Origin of the sequence: Leclercia sp. LSNIH1 (genome assembly GCF_002902985.1) — a bacterium.
Taxonomy (GTDB): domain Bacteria; phylum Pseudomonadota; class Gammaproteobacteria; order Enterobacterales; family Enterobacteriaceae; genus Enterobacter.
Genome location: NZ_CP026167.1, coordinates 3,569,002 through 3,595,813, shown reverse-complemented (window position 1 = coordinate 3,595,813; position 26,812 = coordinate 3,569,002). Strand labels below are relative to the sequence as shown.

Here is a 26,812-nt window from a genome sequence, read left to right as displayed (position 1 = left end):
TATCAACTTTCCGGCGGAAGTTGTTTGCATTTCACTGTTCCGAAACAAATAATTACCCATCTGCTCGTTACCCATCATGTCAAAGGGGATCTCATGAAGCATCCGGTTTCGTTGATCTGTTCTGCCTTATTGTTGTGTGGCCTCTCTTCTTACGCCTTCGCGGCGGATGTTCCCCCCGGGACAACGCTGGCATCCAAACAGGAGCTGGTGCGTCATATCAAAGATGAACCTGCCTCGCTTGATCCCGCTAAAGCGGTGGGTCTGCCTGAAATTCAGGTGATCCGCGATCTGTTCGAGGGTCTCGTGAATCAAAATGAAAAGGGCGAACTGGTGCCAGGCGTGGCGACCCGCTGGCAGAGTAATGATAACCGCGTCTGGACTTTCACCCTGCGCGAGAACGCGCAATGGTCTGACGGCACCCCCGTCACTGCCCAGGATTTTGTCTACAGCTGGCAGCGTCTGGTTGATCCCAAAACGACCTCGCCTTTCGCCTGGTTTGCGGCCCTGGCCGGGATCGTGAACGCGCAGGCGATCATCGACGGTAAGGCAACGCCGGATAAACTGGGCGTAACGGCAGTGGATAACCGAACCCTGCGCGTGCAGCTCGATAAACCCCTGCCGTGGTTTACCAATCTGACGGCGAGCTTCGCCTTCTATCCGGTACAAAAAGCGAATGTGGAGAGCAGCCCGGAGTGGACTCGTCCTGGGGCGCTGGTAGGTAACGGTGCGTATATCCTCAAAGACCGGGTGGTCAACGAGAAGCTGGTGGTTGAGCGTAACAGCCATTACTGGGATAACGACAAAACCGTTCTGCAGAAAGTGACCTTTATCCCGATCAACCAGGAGTCCTCAGCCACCAAGCGCTATCTGGCAGATGATATCGACATCACCGAATCGTTCCCGAAAAACCTCTACCAGAAGTTAATGAAAGAGATCCCGGGCCAGGTCTATATCCCGCCGCAGCTGGGCACCTACTATTATGCCTTTAATACCCAAAAAGGCCCGACTGCGGATGCGAGAGTGCGTCTGGCGCTCAGCATGACTATCGACCGGCGCATCATGGCTGAAAAAGTACTGGGTACCGGCGAAAAACCTGCCTGGCACTTCACCCCGGACGTGACCGCAGGATTTACGCCGGAGAAATCGCCTTTTGAGCAGATGAGCCAGGAAGAGATGAACGCGCAGGCCAAAACGCTGTTGCAGGCGGCTGGCTACAATGCGCAGAAACCGCTGAAGCTGACGCTGCTGTATAACACCTCAGAGAACCACCAGAAGATTGCTATCGCGGTGGCGTCAATGTGGAAAAAGAACCTGGGTGTCGATGTGAAGTTGCAGAACCAGGAGTGGAAAACCTATATCGACAGCCGTAATACCGGCAACTTTGACGTGATCCGCGCCTCCTGGGTAGGTGACTACAATGAGCCCTCGACCTTCCTCTCCCTGCTGACCTCAACGCATACTGGCAACATCTCGCGTTTCAACGATCCGGCGTATGACAAGGTGATTAACCAGGCATCCCTGGAGACCACCGAGCAGGCCCGCAATGCGGATTACAATACCGCAGAAAAAATCATTGCGGAAAAAGCCCCGATTGCGCCGATCTACCAGTACACCAACGGGCGGTTAATCAAGCCGTGGGTGAAAGGCTATCCGATTAACAACCCGGAAGATGTGGCGTATAGCCGCACGATGTATATCGTGAAGCACTGACGCGTACTGACATCCTGCTGACGGCAGGATACCATCGCTAAACCCAGAGCTGGCGCGACTTGCAGCGCCAGTTTCTCCCCCTTTACGAAGAAATGCGTGATAGCCTCGTCCAAAAGAACGGGCATTAAGCGAACGAAAGATCGGTGTGTTCTTCACCGCACTGGCGCGTACCGGGGATACTCAGACGGTCAGGGGGAAAGGTACCTTTGACGATATCGTGTTTGTGGCCACCGCGATTTTAACTGCGACTGAGCAGGATAATGAGCCTGAACCGCGCATTACCCATCTGGTTGATCTGTTTCTGAATGGCATCGGCGCTCATTGAGGCTATTTTTTATCTGTAGCGTTGGCTGTTTTTGTCACCAGGATAGCATCTGCAATCACGCTGAAAATCCGTTCGGCGCGGGGAGCGTGCGAGGGATGTCCACGCAGCCAGGCCAGCGCAGCAATCAGATCAAACAATTCCGCACCATCAAGATTGGCCCGCGCCTTACCATCGGCCTGAGCGCGGGCAAGGAGCGCTGCCCCGGCAGCGCGAAGGGCGACGCACGATGTGTGGAGCGCGGAATCGGGATCTTCGATGGCGCTCATCATCGGCTCAATAACGCCACGATGTTCATAGGTGAAGGCGATAATCTCTTGCAACCACAACGTCAGGGCTTCGGCTGAATCGGCCCTGGTCTGAAGGGCTTCGGCTCTGGTCGCCAGTGCATCAAAGCTTGAACGCAGCAGGACTTCAAGCAACGCTTCGCGGCTCGGGAAGTGGCGGTAGAGTGTACCCAGGCCGACTTCGGCTCTGCGGGCAATGTCGCGCAATGACGCATCGGCACCTTGCTCAATAAAGACGTCGCGCGCGACGGCAATCAGGTGGTCGTAGTTTTTTCTCGCATCGGCTCGCATGGTGTCTCCTTGACAAGCGGAACAGTGCTCCATATATTCGGAGCAGTGCTCCGTTAAATATACCGCATTTACGTCCGAGGAGAAAGCCATGTCGATTAAAGTGATGAATGCAGTGCAGCAGTACGCGTTCGGTGGGCCGGAGGTACTTCGCTATGAAGAGGTTCCTGTGCCAGATCTTCAGCCCAACGAAGTGCTTGTCCGCGTGTATGCGGTCGGCCTCAATCCTCCTGACTGGTATCTTCGCGATGGCTACCGAATGTTGCCGCCGGAATGGCAACCCAAAGTCACTTTCCCCGTGATCCTGGGAACGGATATTTCGGGGGTGATCGTTGCGGTGGGCGACAACGTCACGGCGTTCTCTGTCGGGGATGAAGTCTATTCGATGGTGCGCTTCCCCGACGGGGCGGCTGGCGGTAGCCGGGCCTATGCCGAATATGTCAGCGTAGCGGCAACGGAGGTAGCGCGTAAACCTCGTTGTCTTGACCATATCCACGCCGCTGCCGCACCCATGTCGCTGCTGAGCGCATGGCAATTTATGATTGATCAAGGGCATGATGTGCCAAATCCGCTACAGGCAACCCCGCATAAGCCGGTGCCGCTGGCGGGACAAACCGTTCTGGTTAACGGCGCGGCAGGCGGTGTCGGCCATTTCGCCTTACAGCTGGCGAAATGGCAGGGCGCGCATGTTATCGCGGTGGCCTCCGGTGAACATGAAATGTTTCTGCTTAACCTGGGCGCTGATGAATTTATTGATTACACGAAACAGGCTGCCGAAGATGTAGTACGCAATGCAGATCTCGTCATCGATGCGGTTGGCGGCCCTTCAGCAAGCCGCTTCTTGCGCGCTCTCAGGCGCGGCGGCGCGCTGTTTCCGATTTATCCTCTGGGATTTTCAGGCGCTGACGAGGCCCGGCAGTTGGGCGTTGTCGTCTCGGCTACCCAGGTGCGATCCAACGGCGCACAGCTCGCCCAGCTTGCCGAATTGATGGATAAGGGGGTGATTCAGGTAGCTGTCGACAGTACGTTCCCGCTTGCGCACGCGCAACAAGCGCATGAGCGGGCGGCTCGAGGACATATTCAGGGGAAAATCGTGCTTTCGGTCATTGAACAGGACTGATGTGACGGGAGTGATACGGCCAGAGTCTGTGTAATTAATCACCACGCCTGTTCGCTTTGGGTCCTGAACACCGAAAGAAGGCCTTAACGCCGAAGGGCGTATGGTACGGCAAAATTGCCCGAAGATTACCGGATGGGCGGTGTATGCTCTGTATGTGGCGTTTCGTGCGATGAATAATGCCCACCTTGTAAATGGCGCTGATTGAGGCGCCATTTTTTTCGCTCTCACGCGTAATTATCATTAATTCATGGTTTGAGTTAATTTAATTTATATATATCATTTAAAATAAATATAATATGCATATTTGTTATGTATTCGCTTCTGTTTATTTACGTGAGAATTCTCCTTTAAATATGTGCAGGTCAGATATCAGTACTTGCTAATCGAATTGAGGACAAGAGTATGTGTAAAGTCTCGCTTTGGATTAATAGTTAGTTGATCCAGTGTAATTTTTTGTTCTACTATCTGTCCGTTAATAAACGTGGTTTTACTCGACAACTATTCCTTAAGGAAAAGGGACCGCTATGGCTGATTCGTTTCAGAATGAAGTGCCTAAGGCACGAATAAATTTAAAATTGGCTTTACACACAGGAGGCGCACAGAAGAAAGTTGAATTACCCCTTAAAATTCTTACTGTTGGCGATTTCAGTAACGGTAAGGAGACCCGCATGTTATCGGAGCGGGAAAAAATAAACATCAATAAAAACAACTTCGATAGCGTACTTGCAGAGTTTAACCCCGAGATTAATCTGGCCGTACAGAATACGCTTTCTGGCGACGGTGAAGAAAACATCCGCCTGCAGTTTTCCTCCATGAAGGATTTCGAACCAGAACAGGTTGCCCGTCAAATTCCTCAACTTCGCGCGATGCTGGCCATGCGTAATTTATTACGCGACCTCAAATCTAACCTGCTGGATAACGCCACTTTCAGAAAAGAGCTCGAGAAAATTCTTAAGGATCCGGCGCTAACTCAGGAGTTACGTGACGAAATGAGTGCGCTTGCCCCGAAATAATGTGTGGAAGTCTCTTTTAATGGATTAACCGGGAATATGCTGATGTCTTTAAATACTGAAAATGGCTCTGCTCAGGGGCAAACTACTGTACTGGAAAAAGAGGGTGTTTACGCCTCTCTGTTTGAAAAAATCAATCTGACCCCAGCCTCCAGCCTGGGCGATATTAATACGTTTCTGGATGACGCCGCGCTGGCTGATGCGTCAGCAGGTGAACGTCTGACTGCGGCGATGCAGGTGTTTATGGACTGCATCCGCCGTTCCGGACAACAGGTGGAAAAGCTCGACAAAACGTTGATTGACCACCATATCGCAGAACTTGATTTTCAGATCAGCCGCCAGCTCGATGCGGTGATGCACCATACCGAATTCCAGAAAGTGGAATCCCTGTGGCGTGGCCTGAAGCAGCTGGTGGATAACACAGACTATCGCCAGAATGTGAAAACCGAAATTCTGGATGTTTCAAAAGACGCTCTGCGCCAGGACTTTGAAGACGCGCCGGAGCTCATTCAGAGCGGGCTTTACTGGCACACCTATACAGCTGAATACGACACCCCGGGCGGTGAACCGATTGGCTCGGTGATATCGGCTTATGAGTTTGACGCCAGCCCGCAGGACGTGGCGCTACTACGCAACATCTCCAAAGTATCTGCCGCAGCGCATATGCCGTTTATCGGCTCCGTCGGTCCGAAGTTCTTCCTGAAAGAGTCGATGGAAGAGGTGGCTGCGATCAAAGATATCGGCAACTACTTCGGCCGCGCCGAGTACATCAAGTGGAAATCGTTCCGCGACACCGACGACGCCCGCTATATTGGCCTGGTAATGCCGCGGGTGCTGGGGCGTCTGCCGTATGGTCCGGACACCGTACCGGTGCGCAGCTTCAACTACGTTGAGCAGGTGAAAGGCCCGGATCACGAAAAATACCTGTGGACCAGCGCGTCATTCTCCTTCGCCTCCAACATGGTGAAGAGCTTTATCAACAACGGCTGGTGCGTGCAGATCCGTGGTCCGCAGGCGGGCGGGGCGGTGAAAGATCTGCCGATCCACCTGTACGATCTCGGCACCGGCAACCAGGTGAAGATCCCGTCTGAGGTGATGATCCCGGAGACCCGCGAATTTGAGTTTGCGAATCTCGGTTTCATCCCGTTGTCGTACTACAAAAACCGCGACTACGCCTGCTTCTTCTCGGCGAACTCAGCCCAGAAACCGGCCCTGTACGATACTGCCGATGCGACGGCCAACAGCCGCATCAACGCGCGCCTGCCGTACATCTTCCTGTTGTCACGCATTGCCCACTATCTGAAGCTGATTCAGCGCGAAAACATCGGGACCACTAAAGATCGCCGTCTGCTGGAGCTTGAGCTCAACACCTGGGTGAAAGGTCTGGTCACTGAAATGACCGATCCGGGCGATGAACTGCAGGCTTCTCACCCGCTGCGCGACGCAAAAGTGGTGGTGGAAGACATTGAGGACAACCCAGGCTTCTTCCGCGTGCGACTGTACGCCGTGCCACACTTCCAGGTGGAAGGTATGGACGTGAATCTGTCGCTGGTGAGCCAGATGCCGAAAGCGAAAGCATAAGGCGGGAGCAGGGATGAAAATTTATCGTCCGCTGTGGAGCGACGGGGCTTTCCTGGCCCCCCAACAGTTTCAGCAGCAGGCCCGCTGGGATGCACACGTTGCAGATACTGTTGCACGAATGGCGCTGGCGCACCCCTGGGGTGTGCTGTGCGCTGAGTTTGACGACAGCGCACTGGCGCTTTCCCGGCTCAATGCCACCCGTCTGATCGTACGCTTTGCTGACGGGACGCTGGTCGACACGGATCTCGCGGATAACCTGCCACCGGTCTGTGATATATCCGCGGTGGTGCAGGAGAGTATAGAGGTGCTGCTGTGCCTGCCATTGCTCAGCGCGAACGGCGGTAATCTGGATGACGGGCGCGACAGTGCCCGTCCGCGCCGCTGGCAGGCAGAACGGGTGACGGTACAGGAGCTTGCCGGACATGAGCGCAGCGATCTGGCTGTACTGCGTCATTCGATGACGCTGCGGCTGTCCACCCAGGAAAACAGCGCTTATCTGACCTGCCCGGTGGCGAGGCTGATCCGCAACGCCCAGGGACAGTGGGTGCGCGATCCCAGCTTTATCCCGCCGCTGCTGTCGCTGGATGCCAGTCCCGTGCTAAACGGTGATCTCAGGGATCTTCTGCACCGCCTGTCGGCCCGACGTAAGCGACTGATGGCAATGCGACGCGAAAGTAATGAGCGGATGGCGGACTTTGCCGTGGCGGATGTGTCGCTGTTCTGGCTACTTCATGCCCTGAACAGTACCGAACCCGTACTGACAGAGTTGCACCAGTCACCGTCTCGTCATCCTGAACTGTTGTACCGGGAGCTGGCGAGGCTGGCGGGCAGTCTGCTGACCTTTTCACTTGAGCATAACGCTGACGATATTCCGCTTTACCGGCATGATGCGCCAGAACAAGTCTTTCCGCCGCTTTTTACCCTACTGGACAATCTTCTGGAGGCCAGTTTGCCGTCGCGGGTTGTTGCTATCGCGCTGGAGCAGGGCGATGACAGGGAGATCTGGCGTGGCAAGCTGCTCGATGCGCGATTGCGTGAAGGAGCGGATTTTTATCTCTCCGTGCGCTCTTCCATGCCAAACCACGAACTGCAGACCCGCTTCCCGCAGCTTTGTAAAGCTGGTAGCCACGATGATGTTTCCGAGGTGGTGAATATCGCCCTGAGCGGAATGGTGATTAAACCGCTGAGTCACGTCCCTGCGGCGATACCGCTGCGTCTTGAGAACCAGTATTTTGCGCTGGATCTGTCCACAGATGCGGCCCGCGCCATGCTGGAGGCAGGCAACTGCACCTTCTATACACCCGAATCGCTGGGTGAGATAAAACTTGAACTGTTTGCGGTGCTGCGCTCATGAATACCTCTGATACCGAATTGATAAATAGAATTTTTTATCCTGGCTGGCTGATGGTCAGTCAATTACGTAGTGGTCAGGAAATCAAGGACGGCGAAGCGCTCTACCGCCGCGCTTGCCGGTGGGTGAACGATGCCCGTGAGTCTCTGGCGCAGGCCGGGTACAGTGAAACGAGCAGTGAGCGGATGCTGTATGCCTACTGCGCTCTGCTTGATGAAAGCGTGCTCAACCGCGATAAACAGGATGATGGTTATCGTAAATGGCGGAAGGACCCGCTGCAGGCCCGTTTTTTCAGCACCCTGAATGCGGGTGAAGAACTGTGGGAACGTATTCGGACCATCCTGCGCGAGCCCGCGCCGGACGTGGCGGTGCTGACCTGCCTGTACCGCACTCTGCAACTGGGCTTTGTCGGTCAGTACCGGGCGCAGGACGATGAAAGGCGTGAGGATGTGGTGCGCGCGCTCAGCGAGCGGGTTCCGCCGTTTACTCTTACGCAGGACGCGCCTGTTATTGTCAGGGCATCCGGCCTGCGTAGCGGACGCTGGATTTACTGGCTCGGTTGGGCTGCAGGCATTGTGGTGCTGGCGGCGTTGTGGCTGACGTTCTCCTCTGTGCTGGCGCAGATGGTGTCGCAAATAGCCGGGCGGGGATAAGGGATGCGTGAATTTCCCCGTGTGTTGCTGACCATGTTTGCAACAGTTCTGGCGCTGTGGCTGGTGATGGGTTACTGGCCACTTTCCCGTGGAAGCCGGTTTGCATTTTGCCTCGGTATTTCATTGATTTGCGTTGCGATGCTGTGGAGTCAATGGCGACGGTTTCAGCACGATAATGAAGTCAGCCCACATCCTGAAGAGAACCTCCTGCCGCCGGAAGAGTTTAAGGGTGCGGTGATAGTGGTCTGTGGTGATACCGCTTCCCTGTTTCCTGCGGAAACGGTATATCGTGAAACGCGTCAGGGCTGGTATCTGCGGGCAGAGAGTATAGAGCAACTGCCGTTGCTGGCGCAGCGCCTGTCTACCATGCGCCCGGCACTGGTGCCACAGGTCTCCATACTGCTGGCGGTGACACCGGAACAGCACAATGCGGAAGAGACACTGGCGCAGTCCCTGACGGGCTGGCGACGGAGCATTGCGCAGTGCCGGGGCTGGCTGAACGGACTGCCACCCGTATGGAGTGTGGTTTGGGTATCACCGCCGGACGGTGGGTCTCCTGAAAACGGGAGCTGGTTTACCGTGACACCGGACTTACCGGGTATCCGGGTACGGCAGAACAACCATGTCCCGCTCCCGGTTGATGACTGGCAGCGGGAGGCGTCAGACAACACCTCGCGCTTCTGTCAGGCGCTCTGGCTGGACAGCGTGCTGGCCCTGACTGAGCGTCATGTGATCCGTCCGCTCGGGAGCCGACAGGGAGAGCTGCCGGCTTTGAAATTCTGTGCCGCCGGTATCTGCCTGGCGCCAGTCACCGCCGTTGCGAACAATCTCTGGCAGCAACAGATAACGGAAACCACCACGCTCTCTCCGGCTTGCGTTCCTAAGCCTGTGCCGGAGGTTCTCTCCCTCCCGGATGTTCTTCTACCGTATTTGCCGCACCGTCAGGGCATCAGCCGCCGAATGCAGGATATAGGTCTGGCAGCTGGTATCTGTTTTGTGTTCATCGTACTGGCGATGCTGGCGTCTTTTATTAACAACCAGCGCCTTGTGCGTAGCGTTGGCGACCATCTTGCCGTTTATCACCGCCTCAGCGGCACGCCAGTCGCGCCAAAACAGCAGGCGCAACACCGTCTTCGCGCCGACAGCCACCAGCTGGATGACTGGCAGCGTCGCGGTGAACCGCCGCGCTACGGGTTGGGGCTGTACCAGGGCATGCATCTGATACCACTTGTGGAAGCGGCCATTAATGACTGGGCGCCGCCGCCACCGCCACGTCCGGTGATAAAGAAAATAGTGCAGGGGCCGCAGACCATCCGCCTCGACAGTATGTCTCTCTTTGACACCGGCAAATGGGCGCTGAAACCCGCCTCTACGAGGCTACTGGTGAACTCCCTGGTCGGGATTAAGGCGAAGCCCGGCTGGCTTATCGTGGTGGCGGGCCATACCGACAGCGTGGGTGATGAAAAATCCAACCAGTCGCTTTCCTTGAAACGCGCCGAATCCGTTCGCGACTGGATGCGCGACACCGGCGACGTGCCGGAGAGCTGTTTTGCGGTGCAGGGCTACGGCGAAAGCCGACCCGTCGCCACCAACGACACGACAGAAGGCCGCGCGCTTAATCGCCGTGTCGAAATCAGTCTGGTACCGCAGGCAAATGCCTGTCAGTTACCGGGCAACACCCCTGCGTCATCTCAGGATGATGACGTATCAAAAAATGAAATGGAGTAATTAACATGGCAATTCCAGTTTATCTGTGGCTGAAGGATGACGGCGGCGCGGACATTAAAGGTTCCGTAGACGTGAAGGACCGTGAAGGCAGCATCGAGGTGGTCGCTCAGGAGCACAATCTGTACATCCCGACCGACAATAACACCGGCAAGCTGACCGGCACGCGTATCCACACCCCGTTCCTGTTCACCAAGGAAATCGACTCCTCCAGCCCGTACCTGTACAAGGCAGTGACCACCGGTCAGACCCTGAAGTCTGCGGAATTCAAGTGGTACAAAATCAACGATGCGGGTCAGGAAGTGGAGTACTTCAACACGAAACTTGAGAACGTGAAGGTGGTGAAGGTCAACCCGCTGATGCACGACATCAAGGATCCCTCCAAAGAGAAACACAACCATCTGGAACAGATTGAGCTGCGCTACGAAAAAATCACCTGGACCTATAAAGACGGCAACATCATTCATTCCGATTCCTGGAATGAACGCGCTACTGCCTGATTTCCTGAGCAGACGGTTCTCCGTCTGCTTTTTTTGCTGAGTACCTGGTCCTCCGGGTATTCAGCAAAGAAAAACACAATCTGCCAGCCTGACCGAATGCGCTTTGGGTTCCTTAAATGAGGAAAAGCGACGGGCGGTAGCGTGTCCGGAACTGATAAAGAGAGAATCTCATGGAAAATCCAGCCATCCTGTTACGTCGTCTTAATCCTTACTGTGCCCGTGCGATGGAGGGCGCTGCCTCCCTGTGCCAGACCCGGTCCCATGAGGAAATCTTGCCTGAGCACTGGCTGCTGAAACTGCTGGAGCAGGGCGAGGGCGATCTGACGGTACTGGCGCGGCGCTATGAATGGGATATGGACGCCATCTGGCAGGATTTGCTGGTGTTCATGGATTCACTGCCGCGCTCAGTGCGCAGCCGTCCGCAGCTTTCGGACGCGGTGCAGTTGTTAATGCAAGATGCCTGGCTGCGCGCCTCGCTGGCAGGGGAGGAGCACATTCGCAGCATTCACCTGCTGATGGCGCTGGTGGAAAAACAGAATCTGGCCCGCTGCGATGGTCTGTGGCCGCTGTTAACGCTGGCCCAGAGTCAGCTGGAGCGTTTACGTCCATTGCTGGATGCGCAGTCGGACGAGCGACCGGAGGTGCAGCAGGAGGCTGAGATGACGCAGGGCGGTGAGGTGGAATTTATCGGCCGGCCGGTTGATGCCGGTGTAAAAGAAGGGGAACTGAATCCGGCCCTGCAGAACGCGTTGGATAAGTTCACCCTCGACGTCACCGTCCGCGCTCGCGAGGGTAAAATCGACCCGGTGTTTGGCCGGGATAATGAAATCCGCCAGATGGTGGACATTCTCTCAAGACGCCGCAAGAACAACCCGATTCTGGTAGGCGAGCCGGGTGTCGGCAAGACCGCGCTGGTGGAGGGGCTGGCGCTGCGCATTGCGGAAGGCAATGTGCCGGATGCGCTTAAACCTGTTTCGGTGCGCACCCTTGACCTTGGCCTGCTACAGGCGGATGCAGGTGTGAAGGGTGAGTTCGAACAGCGGCTGAAAAACATCATAGACGCGGTGCAGCAATCGCCACTGCCGGTTCTCCTTTTCATTGACGAGGCCCACACCATTATCGGCGCAGGCAATCAGGCGGGCGGGGCGGATGCAGCCAACCTGCTGAAACCGGCCCTGGCCCGCGGTGAACTGCGCACCATCGCCGCCGCCACCTGGAGCGAGTACAAGCAGTACTTCGAACGCGATGCTGCCCTGGAGCGCCGCTTCCAGATGGTTAAGGTTGACGAGCCGGACGACGACGCCGCCTGCCTGATGCTCCGGGGGCTAAAATCCCGCTATGCACAGCACCACGGGGTGCACATTACGGATGAGGCGGTCAAGGCTGCCGTCACTCTCTCCAGGCGCTATCTGACAGGCCGCCAGCTGCCGGACAAGGCGGTGGACCTGCTGGACACCGCCTCGGCGCGTATCCGCATGAGCCTTGACACCGTGCCGGAGCCGCTAACCCGGATGAAGGCACAGCTCACGGCCCTGGCGATGGAAAAGCAGGCGCTGCTGGAGGATATGGCGATGGGTAGCGCCACCCATGGAGAGCGCCTGGCCGCCATCGAACAGGACGAAATCAACATTATCCTGCAGCTCGACGCGCTGGAAACGCAGTACGGCCAGGAGCTGAAACTCACAGAAGAACTGCTCGCCTGCCGCGCGGACATCTCCCGTCAGGCGGAGATTGCAGACCTGCAACAGCAACTGAGAGAAGTTCAGCAGGGTAACCCGTTGCTTGGGCTGGACGTGGACACGCGTACTGTCGCCACCGTCATTGCCGACTGGACCGGCGTGCCGCTCTCTTCATTAATGAAGGATGAGCAGACGGAACTGCTGAGTCTGGAAGCCAGTTTGAGCAAACGTGTGGTGGGCCAGGATGTGGCGCTGAACGCTATTGCGCAGCGCCTGCGCGCCTCAAAAACCGGGCTTGCGCCGGAGAACGGCCCGCAGGGTGTTTTCCTGCTGACCGGCCCAAGCGGCACCGGCAAAACCGAAACCGCTTTAGCGCTTGCCGATGAACTGTTTGGCGGCGAGAAATCCCTTATCACCATCAACCTTTCCGAGTACCAGGAGCCGCACACCGTCTCCCAGCTCAAGGGATCGCCTCCGGGCTACGTCGGCTACGGCCAGGGCGGCATCCTCACCGAAGCGGTACGCAAGCGTCCATACAGCGTGGTGCTGCTGGACGAAGTGGAAAAGGCGCACCGGGACGTGATGAACCTGTTCTATCAGGTCTTTGACCGCGGTTTTATGCGCGACGGCGAGGGGCGGGAAATCGACTTCCGTAACACGGTGATTTTGATGACTTCCAACCTCGGCAGCGACCCTATCATGCAGATGCTGGAAGAGCAGCCGGAAGCCACCGAAGGTGACCTGCACGAACTGCTGCGCCCGATTTTACGCGACCACTTTCAGCCCGCATTGCTGGCGCGCTTCCAGACCGTGATTTACCGTCCGCTGGCGCGGGAGGCCATGCGCAGCATCGTCGGTATGAAGCTGGCTCAGGTGAGCACACGTCTGCAACGACACTACGGAATGACGACGGAGATCGGCGAAAGCCTGTATGACGCGCTGACCGCCGCCTGCCTGCTGCCGGATACCGGGGCGCGCAATATCGACAGCCTGCTGAACCAGCAGATACTGCCGGTGCTGAGCCAGCAATTGCTAACGCATATGGCGGCGGGGCAAAAGCCACGGCACCTGATCCTTGGCTGGGATGAAGACGAGGGGATTGTGATTGAGCTACGGCAGGGAAGTGAGTGATGACTATCCATGATAAAAAAAAGAAAGCTGAGCAAAAAGAAGAGAAAGAAGGCTCACTGCGGTTACTGACGACAGGGGAAGTTGAACTGGCGAAGTCGGTATTCAGATCGACGATCCTGTATCATAAGGTTTGGATCCATCATGACAGCTATCTTCCCTTTGGGCTGCAGAACAAAAATACGGCTATGGCACCAAATGGAGAAATTTATTTCCGTGAGCATTACCGGGAAGATTATTCGCTCAGTGTTCCTTTCTATAAACATATGTTTATTCATGAAATGGTTCATGTCTGGCAGCGGGAAAAGGGAATGAATGTCATCGGTCGGGGACTGGTGAGCTGGGCGGTGAGTTATCGTTATGTTTTGGATGGACGACTCTTAAGTGAATATCCTATGGAACAGCAGGCACAGATTATCTCTGACCATTTTATTCTGCTTTCGGAGGGATACACAAAATGGTGTGGGCTCCGGGATCATCATGTCATTACACTTGATGGGAATATCAGTGAGCCGGTGCTTGAGAAGCAGTATGAAAATACGTTGCGGGGGTTTCCATGGTAAGCATGATCCGGCAACATTATTTTTCAGCCTTTTTTTTATTATTCTGTCTCCCTGTGCTTACTGGTTGTCCTGGAGACCGATGGCGATTCGACGAAGAAACAACAGTCAGTACAAGAGGAGGAGATATCTGTTTTGATATACCGGATGCAGAGGATTATCAACCGGTAAATATTGCTATTAATCCGCGCGGGACGCTACCACGTGAAAAGAAAATTATCTTTCTCCCACCCCTCCGGGTAGAAAAGGGTCAGTTATGCCTTCCTCCCTCTTTCTATCATTTTCCGGAAAAAGGGCAGTTCATCATTTCCTATGTACTGCAATCAAAACGCCATAAAGACACGCCACGAAGAATGGTCTCTGGAGTGGAAATTAGCCGTGGGTGCATTTTCAATATTCCTCTTACGGATATGGAGATAATACGGCCCTATAGCGAAATGAAAAATACTGATATTACGCCTGTTCAGGGCAACCATGCTGGATCCTGTGAATACCCCTATACCTCAGATCCTCTTAATTAAATTCATGGAATGAAAATAATGACTTTAAAAGACTCTCTGCAAAACGCTCTTGCGACGCCGGGAACCCTGAACCGTTATCGCCTTGATATCCCCTCCTGTACCTGGCCGCTGGATGTTGAAGAGTTCAGTGGTATGGAAGGGATGAGCCGGATATACGCCTATGACATCATATTTACCAGCACTAACAGGCAGCTTGACGCCAGCGAGTTTTTACGTAAACCGTCAACCCTGACGATTGGGGCCGGGTTACTGGAGGTGTTGCCTGAGCAAAAAAAGGTCCATGGCGTCATCACGGATTTCAGACGTATCTCCGGCTCTGCCGACCAGACGCTGTACCGCATCACCCTGAAACCTTTTATATCCTTGCTGGACAGGCAGTTCCGCTCCCACCGTTTCTTTGTCAATAAATCAGTGCCGGACGTGGTGGAGCTGATACTGCAGGAGCACGGTCTGCACGGCTGGGAATATGAATTTAATCTTAAACAAAACTACCCGAAGCGTGAGCAGATAAACCAGTACCAGGAGAGCGATCTGGCTTTCATCCAGCGTCTGCTGGCTGAGGTGGGAATTTTTTATTTCTTCACCTTGCAGGAAGACGCACAGAGCGAAGTGATGCATTTTGCCGATGCGCAGCGGTCGCTGATGTTTGGCAAAACCCTGCCAGTCAACAGCCCGTCAGGGATGAGCGACAACGGTGCTGAATCGGTGTGGGGACTGAATATTACCCATAATGTGGTGGAAGCCAGTGTCACAGCCCGGGATTACAACCACCGCGATGCACAGAGCATATTGCAGTCTGCGCCTGCGGATATGACCCGTGGAGACGGCGAAGGGGTGACTTATGGCGATGCCTATCACTACCGTCTACGTCATCTTGCGCGTGGCGACAAAATCGACCCGCAGGCGGAGACTGCCAACTTTTATGCCCGCCTCGATCATGAACGTTTTCTGGCAGACCAGTCGCAAATTACAGGCCACAGCACTGCGGCGTGGCTGGCTCCCGCTCAGGTTCTGACCATTACCGACAATTTGCCTCCAACCCTGCCAGCTCTATTACAGGAACCGGTGCTGCTCATCAGCACGCATTTTACCGCCAGCCGCAAGAGCGCTCTTCAGGTAGATATTTTTGGCGTGCCATACAGCGAAACGGTGTGCTGGCGTCCGCCGCTACTGCCGCGCCCCAAGGTGACGGGCACCATGACGGCGCGCGTCACCAGCGCTAAAGCCAATGATATCTATGCCTGGCAGGATGCCTCCGGCCTGTACCGGGTGAAATTCGATGCTGACCGGGACGGTAAGGCGCAGGGGCAGGAGAGCATGCCGGTGCGTCTCGCCAAACCTTACGGTGGCGACGTGTACGGCTTCCACTTTCCACTGATCCAGGGAACGGAGGTGGCGATCGCGTTCCATGAGGGCGACCCTGACAGGCCGTATATCGCCCATGCGCTGCACGACTCGCGGCATGTTGACCACGTAACGGAGAAGAACAGCACGCGCAATGTAATCCGCACGCCGACCAATAATAAGCTGCGGATGGAGGACAAGCGCGGCGAGGAGCATATCAAGCTCAGCACCGAATATGGCGGCAAGACGCAGCTGAACCTGGGACATAATGTGGATGCTTCGAGGGGATTACGGGGAGAAGGTGCTGAGCTGCGCACCGATGACTGGGTCACAATAAGAGGGGGGAAAGGGATCTTTCTCAGTGCCGATGCTCAGCCGAAAGCACAGGGACAGATGTTGGATATGAACGCGGCGATCGCTCAATTACAGGGTGCGTTGCAACTGGTGACAGCGCTAGCGCAGAGTGCGAGTGTATCAGGTGCGCTGGAAGCCGATATAGCTTCTCAACAGCAGCTTGGCAATATGCTTGCACAGTTAAAAGATGCGGGGCTACTGGCTTCCGCTCCGGCGGGTATTGGTCTGGTTACACCGAAAACTATTCAGCTTTCCGCAGGCCATACTCTGACCGCGACAGCGGGTGGGAATGCGGATATAAGTATAATTAAGAAGTTTACTGTTGCGGCAGGTGAAACTATCAGTCTGTTTGCCCAGAAAATGGGAATGAAGATATTTGCAGCAAGGGGAATAGTTGATATTCAGGCGCAAACGGACGCCATGCGCCTTCAGTCGGATAAAAAAATGAACATTAACAGCGTTAGTGGCGAAATTGTACTGAATGCTGCTCAGGGTATTACGCTGACCAGTAAAGGTGGGGCGTATATCAAAATCAAAGATGGCTCGGTGGAAATTGGTGCACCAGGGAAAATAGATCTAAAAAGTTCAAATATTTTATGGGGAGGCAGTGCTTCATTAGAACAGGCACTTTCTCCAGTATCAGTGAGCGATCCTGAATTTCATAATCCGATGAATGGGGGGTTCAGGATTCTGGATACATCCACTAAACAGCCTAAGCCTTATGTGCCTTACCGTATCGAAACTGCGGACGGAAAACTTATCCGGGGAGTGACGGATGAAAATGGCATAACACAATCTCATTATGGCCTCGATCCAGACTCAATTAATTTGTTTTTTGAGTAAAGGGACTGACAAAAATGAACGGAAAAAGTGAACCTGTAGCACAAAATACACTAAGCAAGAAAAATGGTAATGCTGTGGATGTGTACCACGCTTCTGCCACTGTTTATTTCAGACCGGATACTGAAGAACTGATAATCCTTGCTGAAGAGGCCTGTGATGATTTTGATCGCCATTGGGGTGAGTTACTGACAGCAGTGAATGATGTGCATGAGGCTGGTAAGGCCTACTCTTCAGCTATTGAAAATTATGGCAATGCATTCAGTACCCCTTCCGAAAACGCTGCGGAATTTGAGCTTGAGGACAGTGCTACAACGCAGCAAAAAATTCTGGATGAGAAAAAAGCTGCGTTGCGGGATAAACTGGGAGACTTCACTCCGGCAGGCTATGAGACCGTTGTCGAACTGATACCGGTTATTACAAAGAAGAAGCACGGGCGGCGCTCCGGCCCCGGTAGTAAATATGTGTACGTAAAAAAGGGATACTACGACCAGTTGGGAGCCGGAAAGAAACATACCGTTTCACTCAAGGCAAAAGACAAAGCCTCTGCTGCTGAAAGCATTTTTATTTATGACAAAAACGGTAACCGGAAAGGTATTGATACCCAAAAGCTAAAAGAACAGCTCACGAAAGCAGAATTTCCGAAACCTGATACCAGTGTTGAGTTATTCAGCCTGGATAAAGAAGATATCGGAGAAATCGATAAAACGCTGACAGACTGGGCGGATTGCTGGAATAACAGCCTGATTGTTGACGGGAAAGAAATTGGTAATCATGTTGATGTTTCTGCCGGTGCACAATTCATGCGCTTTACTGCCAATGCTGGTGCCAGTGGAGAATGGGATGCTAAAGATGGAAAGTTATCTATAAAAGGAGAAGCTTCCGCTGTTCTTGCTATTGCACAAGGCTCTGCCAGTGCAACCTATTACCTTCCTGACCGCGTGGGCTGGCCACTGGCGTACACACCTGAAAACGCTGATATTCTGAATATGGGCATGCTTCGCCTGTATTTAGAAACTGAACTGATTGGGTTTGTTGGTGCCTCTGCCCAGATAGAAAGCCAGTTACAGGTCACCACAATTGGTGCGAAACAGATTCTGATGGGAAAACGCGATCCCGAGAATACCCTTCCTCGTTTTAATGAGCGTCGTATTTCCGGCAAGACATTCCACAAGAAGATGAAGGAAGGCGATGAAGGTGTAACCAGCAGCGCCGAGCTATTTGGCGGGGCGAAAGTAGAAGCTGGTCTGAAGGGCGGTGTTCAGTGGTTAAAGCCTGTTGCCGCGACAGCATACCAGGGAAAAATGGGAGAGGGGGCAAAAGCTGCCGCTGAATACGTTGATTTTTGTACCATAGGCTCCAGCATTACCGGTATGGCTGGCCTGGGGGGAGGGGCAACCTTTTATTGTACATTCTTGAACGGTAAGTTTTGCTTTAAAATCGCAGCCAGCCTGTGTTGTGGTCTTGGAGCCAAAGGGGCTTTTTTATGCGAGGTGGGTTACGAAAAGCTGGCAGATTTCGGTGCCTGGCTGGCCTATCAGCTATATGGGCTGGATTATCATTTCTTTGAATTGATTGTTGATACAGCGTTTGAAACATATAGTCAACTATGTGTCATGCTTCTCTCGGATATGAAAGAAAAGGTTATTCAGATGCTTGATACAGCTGAAACGGCGGCCAGCACTATTAGTGATATCTTTGATACATTTCAGAAAGGTATGACTGATGGACTCAATGCATCTTCAAAGCGAAACCAATTTGCAAAAGAATTAAACACCAGACCTGAAAAGTTATTGAATTTCACTCCCGAAGCAAAGGGGAACTTATTGTATTTGCTTACCCGCCACGGTTTCTGGGATCATATTGATATTAACAATCGAGGTGATGGCTTCATTCCTGATATTTATCATGACCGCAAGAAAGCCATTATCAATATTCTGTCCAGTATCCAGACCAGACGTGAATGGACAAAAGTGATGACCCACTGTTCGAAGGATGGAACGGATCTGGCGTTGTCGCATCCGATGAGTGAGGACGCACTGGTAGCCTGGCAGGAATCTGAGCTTCGGACCTTTTTACAGGAAGGCCTGAACCGTGATGATGAGCTGGACATCATTAAGTCCCGCATTCGTGCTCAGGTCGCGTGGGGCTACGCTCTGGCAATGAACAATACCTACGATTATAAACTGGCGCAGGGTACTAACCCGTTATATCCCCGGATGGGGGAATTTGGCCCGCTCTCTGATCATCAGGCACTGGCCTGAGGAATGATATCTGTGAAAAAATTACTTGTCATAATAACGTCTGTGTTGTTGTTAACTGGCTGTGATAAACCTGAGTCACCGAAAAATGATAAGAAGGTGAGCCAGGCAGAATTAAATGATTTTATTAAAGATATAAAAGCAAACCTCGTTTTTGTCGACGGTGGTGATTTTGAAATGGGTGACTTTGGCGAGAAGCTATATGGCGGTCAGATTGATCCTTATCCGGACAGCAAACCCCTGCACAGGGTGGAACTGACCAGTTACTCAATGAGCAAGTTCAAAATCAGCAACCGGGATTATCACCTGTTTCTGGATTACCATCACCGGCCGATAAGAATCGTTTCTGATGCATTAAAGGATAAATGGGCAGAATATAACAGTACGCCCGGAACACCCGCCAGAATTGACTGGTATGAGGCGGCAGATTACTGCGCCTGGCTGGGAAAAATGACGGGCCTGCCTTTCTCCCTGCCAACCGAAGCGCAGTGGGAGTACGCCGCCCGAAGCCGCGGACAATTTGTGGTTTTACCGACCAATACGGGCAAAGCAGACATTGAATTTCACAGCGGCGGGAAAAACAGGGGCATCAATCTTGGTACTGAATTTGACAGGGAACAATATGCCTTAAAAAGTGGGACCCACCTAAGGTTCTACTCCAGTTTACCGGGTGATGCTTTTCCGCCCAACCCTCTTGGTATCTACGACATGGCCGGAAACGGCTTCGAGTGGGTCAGCGACTGGTATGATCCTGATTATTATAAAAACTCACCCACAAAGGATCCTCAGGGACCTGAAAAACCTGAGTTCAAATACAAAGGAAAGGGATATCAGAAAGTGGCGAGGTCTTCAGACACCTATAATGGAATAGTTGGTTCAACAGTTGGGCGTACTTTTCGTTCACCGCATGTTCCTGAAGACAGTATAGTTTTACCTAACCAAACTGCACGTTGTGTGGTCAACTCTCCCGTTTCCGTCAATAACTAGTTTTTACAGAAAAGCCTGAACCGTGATGATGAACCGGACATCATTAAGTCCCGCATTCGTGCTCAGGCCGCGTGGGCTACACACTGGCAATGAACAATACCTACGATTATAAACTCGCGCAGGGCACTAACCCGTTATATCCCCGGATGGGGGAATCTGGCCCGCTCTCTGATCATCAGGCACTGGCCTGAGGAATGATATCTGTGAAAAAATTACTTGTCATAATAACATCTGTGTTGTTGTTAACTGCTTGTGATAAACCGGAATCACCGAAAAATGATAAAAAGGTGAGCCAGGCAGAACTAAATGATTTTATTAAAAATATAAAAACAAACCTGGTTTTTGTCGACGGTGGTGATTTTGAAATGGGGGACTTTGGCGAGAAGCTATATGGCGGTCAGATTGACCCTTATCCGGACAGCAAACCCCTGCACAGGGTGGAACTGACCAGTTATTCAATGAGCAAGTTCAAAATAAGTAATAGTGATTTTGATTTTTATATTCTTTATAATTATTTAACGAAGAGAGCAGTCACCAAAGCTTATAAAAAAATGTGGTCTGATTTTAATTCGACGCCTCAAACACCAGCTCAAATTGACTGGTATGAGGCGGCAGATTACTGCGCCTGGCTGGGGAAAATGACGGGCCTGCCTTTCTCCCTGCCAACCGAAGCGCAGTGGGAGTACGCCGCCCGAAGCCGCGGACAATTTGTGGTTTTACCCACCAATACGGGCAAAGCAGACATTGAATTTCACAGCGGCGGAAAAAACAGGGGCATCAATCTTGGTACTGAATTTGACAGGCAACAATATGCCTTAAAAAGTGGAACCCATCTGAGGTCTTACTCCAGCTTACCGGGTGATGCTTTTCCACCCAACCCTCTTGGTATCTACGACATGGCCGGAAACGGCTTCGAATGGGTCAGCGACTGGTATGATCCTGATTATTATAAAAACTCACCCACAAAGGATCCACAGGGGCCTGAAAAACCTGAGTTTAAATACAAAGGAAAGGGATATCAGAAAGTGGCGAGGTCTTCAGACACCTATAATGGAATAGTTGGTTCAACAGTTGGGCGTACTTTTCGTTCACCTAAAGTGACAGATGGAGACTTTCCCGGAAATATGACCGCGCGATGTGTGATTAATTCGCCTGTTCCCGTTAATCAATAATATTTCAATAAGAGGCGCTGGATCATGATAATGGCTCATGCCACGTGGGGCTACGCTCTGGCAATGAACAATACCTACGATTATAAACTGGCGCAGGGCACTAACCCGTTATATCCCCGGATGGGGGAATTTAGCCCACTCTCTGATAATCAGGCACTGGCCTGAGGAGTGATATCTGTGAATAAATTACTTAGCATAATAATATCTGTGTTGTCGTTAACTGGTTGTGATAAACCGGAATCCTCGAAAAATGATAAAAAGGTGAGCCAGGCAGAACTAAATAACTTTATTAAAAATATAAAAACAAACCTGGTTTTTGTCGAAGGCGGTGATTTTGAAATGGGAGACTTTGGCGAGAAGCTATATGGTGGTCAGATTGACCCTTATCCGGACAGCAAACCCCTGCACAGGGTGGAACTGACCAGCTACTCAATGAGCAAATTCAAAATCAGCAACCGGGATTATCACCTGTTTCTGGATTACCATCACCGGCCTGTAAGAGACGTTCGTGATGCATTAAAAGATAAATGGGCAGAATATAACAGTACGCCCGAAACACCCGCCAGAATTGACTGGTATGAGGCGGCAGATTACTGCGCCTGGTTGGGGAAAATGACAGGCCTGCCTTTCTCCCTGCCAACCGAAGCGCAGTGGGAGTACGCCGCCCGAAGCCGCGGACAATTTATAGTTTTACCCACCAATACGGGCAAAGCAGACATTGAATTTCACAGCGGAGGTAAAGATCGTGGAATAAACATAAGTACCAGTTACGATCGAAAATTATTCGCAAGAAAGAATAATACGCATCTTGAAGAATTATCAAATGTACCGGGTGATGCTTTTCCGCCCAACCCCCTTGGTATCTACGATATGACCGGAAACGGCTTCGAATGGGTCAGCGACTGGTATGATCCTGATTATTATAAAAACTCACCCACAAAGGATCCTCAGGGACCTGAAAAACCTGAATTCGAATATGACGGAAAGGGATATCAGAAAGTCATGAGATCTTCAAACAGCTATAACGGAATAACAGGTTCTACAGTGGGACGAACCTTTCGTTCTCCTCGTGTTCCGGAAGACAGTATTCCACCCAGTCAAACAGCACGTTGTGTGGTCAACTCTCCCGTTTCCGTCAATAACTAGTTTTTTACAGAAAGGCCTGAACCGTGATGATGAGCTGGACATCATTAAGTCCCGCATTCGTGATCAGGTTGCGTGGGGCTACGCTCTGGCAATGAACAATACCTATGATTATAAACTGGCGCAGGGCACTAACCCGTTATATCCCCGGATGGGGGAATTTGGCCCACTCTCTGATAATCAGGCTCTGGTCTGAGGAATGATATCTGTGAATAAATTACTTGTCATAATAACGTCAGTGTTGTTGTTAACTGCTTGTGATAAACCGGAATCATCGAAAGATGATAAAGGCGTTAGCCAGGCAGAATTAAATGATTTTATTAAAGATATAAAAGCAAACCTCGTTTTTGTCGAAGGTGGTGATTTTGAAATGGGTGACTTTGGCGGGCTGATTTTTGGTCAGCAAATAGATCCTGACTCTGATAGCAAGCCTTTGCACAAAATTGAATTGAATGGATTTTCAATAAGTAAGCTTAAAATCACAAATAAAGAGTATGATTTTTATTTAGCCAGTAAGGGGTTAAAGCGAAGGGAGGTCAAAAAAAGCTTGCAAAAATGGTATGATGACTTAAATGCAACACCAAATACGCCTGCACATATAGATTGGTATGAAGCGGAAAGTTATTGTAATTGGTTAGGTGAAATTACCAAAAAACCATTTTCCTTACCTACCGAAGCTCAATGGGAATATGCTGCAAGAAGCCGTGGGAAATTTCTTAGTGTAGCGACAAATACAGGAAAGGCGGAAGTTGAACATCGTATTGGAGGAAAGGATAAAGGTATAAATATAGCTACTAGCTTTGACAGGGAATCGTACTCAAAGAAAGTAAAAAATATTCTTGGTTCCGCTTCAAGTTTGCCAGGTGATCATTTTCCTCCGAACCCGCTAGGAGTATATGATATGTCTGCGAATGGTTATGAATGGGTTAAAGACTGGTACGATCCAGATTATTACAAAAATTCCCCATCAAAGGATCCTCAAGGGCCGACTCATCCGACCTATAAATATAAAAACGATGGCTACCAGAAAGTTGTTCGCTCCTCTGATCGCTATAACGGAATTGTTGGTTCTGTTGTGGACAGATCCTTCAGACATCCAAGAATTACAGAAAATGATTATTTTCTGGGGGATATGACTGCAAGATGTGTTGTTAACACTCCTATTATCGTCAATGACTAAGGTTTTTACAGAAAGGCCTGAACCGTGATGATGAGCTGGACATCATTAAGTCCCGCATTCGTGATCAAGTCGCGTGGGGCTATGCTCTGGCAATGAATAATACCTACGATTATAAACTGGCGCAGGGCACTAACCCGTTATATCCCCGGATGGGTGAATTTGGCCCACTCTCTGATCATCAGGCACTGGCCTGAGGAATGATATCTGTGAAAAAATTACTTAGCATAATAATATCTGTGTTGTTGTTAACTGCTTGTGATAAACCTGAATCACTGGAAAATGATAAAAAGGTGAACCAGGCAGAACTAAATAACTTTATTAAAAATATAAAAACAAACCTGGTTTTTGTCGAAGGCGGTGATTTTGAAATGGGAGACTTTGGCGAGAAGCTATATGGCGGTCAGATTGACCCTTATCCGGACAGCAAACCCCTGCACAGGGTGGAACTGACCAGTTACTCAATGAGCAAGTTCAAAATCAGTAACCGGGATTATCATCTGTTTCTGGATTATCATCACCACTCAGTAAGAGAAGTGCGCGCTGCATTGAAGGATGCTTGGACAGAGTATAACAGTACGCCCGAAACACCCGCCAGAATTGACTGGTATGAGGCGGCAGATTACTGCGCCTGGCTGGGGAAAATGACGAGCCTGCCTTTCTCCATGCCAACTGAAGCGCAGTGGGAGTACGCCGCCCGAAGCCGCGGACAATTTATAGTTTTACCCACCAATACGGGCAAAGCAGACATTGAATTTCACAGCGGAGGAAAAGATCGTGGAATAAACATAAGTACCAGTTACGATCGAAAATTATTCGCAAGAAAGAATAATACGCATCTTGAAGAATTATCAAATGTACCGGGTGATGCTTTTCCGCCCAACCCCCTTGGTATCTACGATATGACCGGAAACGGCTTCGAATGGGTCAGCGACTGGTATGATCCTGATTATTATAAAAACTCACCCACCAAGGATCCTCAGGGACCTGAAAAACCTGAGTTCAAATACAAAGGAAAGGGATATCAGAAAGTGGCGAGGTCTTCAGATACCTACAATGGAATAGTTGGTTCAACAGTGGGACGAACCTTTCGTTCACCGCGTGTTCCTGAAGACAGTATAGTTTTACCTAACCAAACAGCACGTTGTGTGGTCAACCTTTCTGAACCAGTCGAGCATTAATTTTGCAGTTAGATTTTTATGCATTCGTATTAATGAAAAAACTCCCCTGGCGGAACCGTTCTTGAGCGAGTTCCGGTGTCAGGGACAGATCATTAAAAATTGTTTTATTAAACAGTGGTTTTTCTGGTTTATTAATCAGTTGCGCGAGCTGTGATCTGAGTCAATACCCGACAATCAAAGCGGGGATAAGTACAGGCCGAGTTGGTTTCAAGAAACAAGCGCAATGGGGAAGGCGCAAGGAGTTTAGTCTCGGAAAATCATGGGGAATAAAAACGGATGGTACGATTGGAGAACAACACTCTGATGAATTTAGTAACGCAGATAGAAAAAACCTGTTTTTGAGGTGATTAATAAATCCGGTTGGGGGATCGAAAAAAACTTTGTTGGTAAGTATTGTTTCAATTTGGCTTGGTCGATTCTTATATTGATAGTCTTATTCGGGACGATGTATTTTCTGGCATAAGGAGGGATTATGCATGGTGTTATTCGTATTTATGATAAAACTACCCATGGTGGCACCGTACTTGAAGGTAGTTCCGGTGTGAAATTTATGGGGCTGGAAGTAGCCTGCCTAATGGATAAAGTATTCTGTCCCGTACATGGCGAGACTTATATTATAGAGGGTGATGAAGGCTCAAAGATTAATGGAAAGCCAGTTGCTCTGCATGGTCATCGTTGTGGCTGTGGTTGTACGTTGATTTCTTCATTACCCAATGCCGGAAAGCGCTAATTTATGCCAGTTGATCTTAAACAAAACCCGAAGATGAAGCAGCTACCTCTTCCTCCGGATAAGTCGCGCTGGTTAATCGTAATTGCATTATGTGTGGTTGCGGGGGCAACACTGGCGCTTTATCTCTGGCCCAGGGGGCTATCCACGCATTCTGCCTGGTTCTGGTACTGTACGCTGGTGACCCCTTTCGCTTTTGGGCTGGCAGGTTACATTATCCGGTTGCGGCACTATGAGAACAAACGCGATGGCATACTTTGGTGGAATCATTTACATCAGAAACAGTATGACGAGCAAATTATTCTGGGTCAACGAGCAGTTGGCGTACTGGGAATGAGCTATGTTACACCGATTGCCAGTAACAAACTTTTTGTAGCGCTTTTACGAGGTGGGACAGCCCTTCAGACACAGTATTCTCTGACCCACCAGTCGGTGCTGACTACGGCCTCACTTTCTCCTCCATTAACAATATTCCTTGAAACAGGATATCAGTCACGGCTTGAGTCATTACTTAAACATGTTGTCAGCCAACTGAATGCTGAGTTGCTTCAGTTTACCGGTAATCTGTCTGTCCGCCTTCTTCATGATGGCACGCTGGACAATGAACATATTCTCGATATCTGGCAAAAGATATTTCCGGCATCAGTTGCTGTACATAGAGTCAATATTGTTAAGCATAACGATGGAGTGATGTGGATAGATGAATGGCTTGACAGGAAAGATGCATCGCTTGTTCTTTCCATTGAGATCAATTTGTTTCTCCAGCCCCGCAATCAACAAGCGGAATCAGTATCTGCCCTATTGCTGGCATCTCCCTCATGGCTGGAGCGGCAGCACACAAAGCCGCAAATTTGGATACATCGTCCGGTTGTTGTTGATAGGAATGACGAATCTGTTACTGATGTGGCTTGCTGGGGAAAGATGACCCCCGATTCACCCTGGTATTTATGGCGCTCGCAGGTAAATGGCGATGTGCTGGTTAACCTTCTTCAATCAATGGATAAGCAGGGCTATTTGAAAGGAAAGAAAGGAGAAATGATTTTGGATGATGTTTTTGGCAAACCGGGGACGGCTGTAGGCAACATCATGTTAATTTGCGCTTGTGAGCACGCTACTGTTTCAGGGTTGGCTCAATGGCTGATAGCTGACGCTAAAACCATACAAATGGTGATTGTCCGTCCCGCTTAATCT

At 51.2% G+C, this 26,812-nt stretch carries 23 protein-coding genes; 22 read left to right on the top strand and 1 reads right to left on the bottom strand.

All coding sequences use genetic code 11. The features are described 5' to 3' along the window. The first annotated feature begins 93 nt into the window (after positions 1-93). A complete protein-coding gene (locus C2U54_RS17795; RefSeq protein WP_103179857.1) occupies positions 94-1,710 on the top strand; it encodes a peptide ABC transporter substrate-binding protein in 1,617 nt (538 codons plus the stop codon). Between the two features lie 145 nt (positions 1,711-1,855). After that, positions 1,856-2,035, top strand: a complete 180-nt coding sequence (locus C2U54_RS17790; RefSeq protein WP_103179856.1) for a hypothetical protein — start codon at positions 1,856-1,858, stop codon at positions 2,033-2,035. Between the two features lie 2 nt (positions 2,036-2,037). On the opposite strand, the gene C2U54_RS17785 is transcribed toward C2U54_RS17790, so the two are convergent. Then, complete coding sequence (locus C2U54_RS17785) at positions 2,038-2,610, bottom strand: TetR/AcrR family transcriptional regulator (RefSeq protein ID WP_103179855.1); 573 nt, start codon at positions 2,608-2,610, stop codon at positions 2,038-2,040. An 88-nt stretch (positions 2,611-2,698) separates the two neighbouring features. Here C2U54_RS17785 and C2U54_RS17780 point away from each other — a divergent pair, with 88 nt between their 5' ends. The 20 genes from C2U54_RS17780 to C2U54_RS17690 all read left to right on the top strand — a co-directional run bounded on the left by C2U54_RS17780 (position 2,699) and on the right by C2U54_RS17690 (position 26,809). Then, on the top strand, positions 2,699-3,727 hold the full coding sequence (locus C2U54_RS17780; RefSeq protein ID WP_103179854.1) for an NADP-dependent oxidoreductase: 1,029 nt from the start codon (positions 2,699-2,701) through the stop codon (positions 3,725-3,727). Between the two features lie 524 nt (positions 3,728-4,251). Next, entirely contained in the window at positions 4,252-4,740 is a 489-nt protein-coding gene (gene tssB / locus C2U54_RS17775) for a type VI secretion system contractile sheath small subunit (RefSeq protein ID WP_103179853.1), read from the top strand. Between the two features lie 42 nt (positions 4,741-4,782). Then, positions 4,783-6,318 (top strand): type VI secretion system contractile sheath large subunit, encoded by a 1,536-nt coding sequence (gene tssC, locus C2U54_RS17770; RefSeq protein ID WP_103181093.1) that lies wholly within the window; start codon positions 4,783-4,785, stop codon positions 6,316-6,318. Positions 6,319-6,331: 13 nt separating this feature from the next. Beyond that, positions 6,332-7,672 (top strand): type VI secretion system baseplate subunit TssK, encoded by a 1,341-nt coding sequence (gene tssK / locus C2U54_RS17765; protein WP_103179852.1) that lies wholly within the window; start codon positions 6,332-6,334, stop codon positions 7,670-7,672. Continuing rightward, positions 7,669-8,322 carry a type VI secretion system protein TssL, short form gene (tssL, locus tag C2U54_RS17760; protein WP_103179851.1) on the top strand — a complete coding sequence of 218 codons (654 nt, stop codon included), beginning with the start codon at positions 7,669-7,671 and terminating at the stop codon, positions 8,320-8,322. The genes tssK and tssL overlap by 4 nt, the downstream gene beginning before the upstream one ends. 3 nt (positions 8,323-8,325) lie before the next feature. Further along, entirely contained in the window at positions 8,326-10,050 is a 1,725-nt protein-coding gene (locus tag C2U54_RS17755) for an OmpA family protein (protein ID WP_103179850.1), read from the top strand. A 5-nt stretch (positions 10,051-10,055) separates the two neighbouring features. Next, on the top strand, positions 10,056-10,547 hold the full coding sequence (hcp, locus tag C2U54_RS17750) for a type VI secretion system effector Hcp (RefSeq protein WP_103179849.1): 492 nt from the start codon (positions 10,056-10,058) through the stop codon (positions 10,545-10,547). 170 nt (positions 10,548-10,717) lie between these two features. Then, on the top strand, positions 10,718-13,357 hold the full coding sequence (tssH, locus tag C2U54_RS17745) for a type VI secretion system ATPase TssH (protein WP_103179848.1): 2,640 nt from the start codon (positions 10,718-10,720) through the stop codon (positions 13,355-13,357). Continuing rightward, positions 13,357-13,917 carry a type IV secretion protein Rhs gene (locus C2U54_RS17740; RefSeq protein WP_103179847.1) on the top strand — a complete coding sequence of 187 codons (561 nt, stop codon included), beginning with the start codon at positions 13,357-13,359 and terminating at the stop codon, positions 13,915-13,917. The genes tssH and C2U54_RS17740 overlap by 1 nt, the downstream gene beginning before the upstream one ends. Continuing rightward, positions 13,911-14,435 (top strand): putative T6SS immunity periplasmic lipoprotein, encoded by a 525-nt coding sequence (locus tag C2U54_RS17735; protein ID WP_199184420.1) that lies wholly within the window; start codon positions 13,911-13,913, stop codon positions 14,433-14,435. Before C2U54_RS17740 ends, C2U54_RS17735 begins: the two co-directional genes overlap by 7 nt. Before the next feature lie 18 nt (positions 14,436-14,453). Beyond that, positions 14,454-16,976 carry a type VI secretion system Vgr family protein gene (locus C2U54_RS17730; RefSeq protein WP_103179846.1) on the top strand — a complete coding sequence of 841 codons (2,523 nt, stop codon included), beginning with the start codon at positions 14,454-14,456 and terminating at the stop codon, positions 16,974-16,976. Positions 16,977-16,990: 14 nt separating this feature from the next. After that, positions 16,991-19,237, top strand: coding sequence for an ATPase (locus C2U54_RS17725; protein ID WP_103179845.1), 2,247 nt, complete (start codon positions 16,991-16,993; stop codon positions 19,235-19,237). Between the two features lie 3 nt (positions 19,238-19,240). Beyond that, a complete protein-coding gene (locus tag C2U54_RS17720; protein ID WP_103179844.1) occupies positions 19,241-20,221 on the top strand; it encodes a formylglycine-generating enzyme family protein in 981 nt (326 codons plus the stop codon). A gap of 194 nt (positions 20,222-20,415) precedes the next feature. Beyond that, positions 20,416-21,393: a formylglycine-generating enzyme family protein gene (locus C2U54_RS17715; RefSeq protein ID WP_103179843.1), complete on the top strand. Its 978-nt coding sequence runs from the start codon at positions 20,416-20,418 to the stop codon at positions 21,391-21,393. Positions 21,394-21,423: 30 nt separating this feature from the next. Next, positions 21,424-21,558 (top strand): hypothetical protein, encoded by a 135-nt coding sequence (locus C2U54_RS27930; protein ID WP_255410819.1) that lies wholly within the window; start codon positions 21,424-21,426, stop codon positions 21,556-21,558. Between the two features lie 12 nt (positions 21,559-21,570). Further along, positions 21,571-22,539 (top strand): formylglycine-generating enzyme family protein, encoded by a 969-nt coding sequence (locus tag C2U54_RS17710; RefSeq protein ID WP_103179842.1) that lies wholly within the window; start codon positions 21,571-21,573, stop codon positions 22,537-22,539. A 196-nt stretch (positions 22,540-22,735) separates the two neighbouring features. Continuing rightward, on the top strand, positions 22,736-23,716 hold the full coding sequence (locus tag C2U54_RS17705; protein ID WP_103179841.1) for a formylglycine-generating enzyme family protein: 981 nt from the start codon (positions 22,736-22,738) through the stop codon (positions 23,714-23,716). A 197-nt stretch (positions 23,717-23,913) separates the two neighbouring features. Beyond that, entirely contained in the window at positions 23,914-24,894 is a 981-nt protein-coding gene (locus C2U54_RS17700) for a formylglycine-generating enzyme family protein (RefSeq protein ID WP_103179840.1), read from the top strand. Positions 24,895-25,366: 472 nt separating this feature from the next. Further along, positions 25,367-25,624, top strand: a complete 258-nt coding sequence (locus C2U54_RS17695) for a PAAR domain-containing protein (protein WP_103179839.1) — start codon at positions 25,367-25,369, stop codon at positions 25,622-25,624. Positions 25,625-25,627: 3 nt separating this feature from the next. Next, complete coding sequence (locus tag C2U54_RS17690; RefSeq protein WP_103179838.1) at positions 25,628-26,809, top strand: hypothetical protein; 1,182 nt, start codon at positions 25,628-25,630, stop codon at positions 26,807-26,809. Positions 26,810-26,812 lie beyond the last annotated feature (3 nt).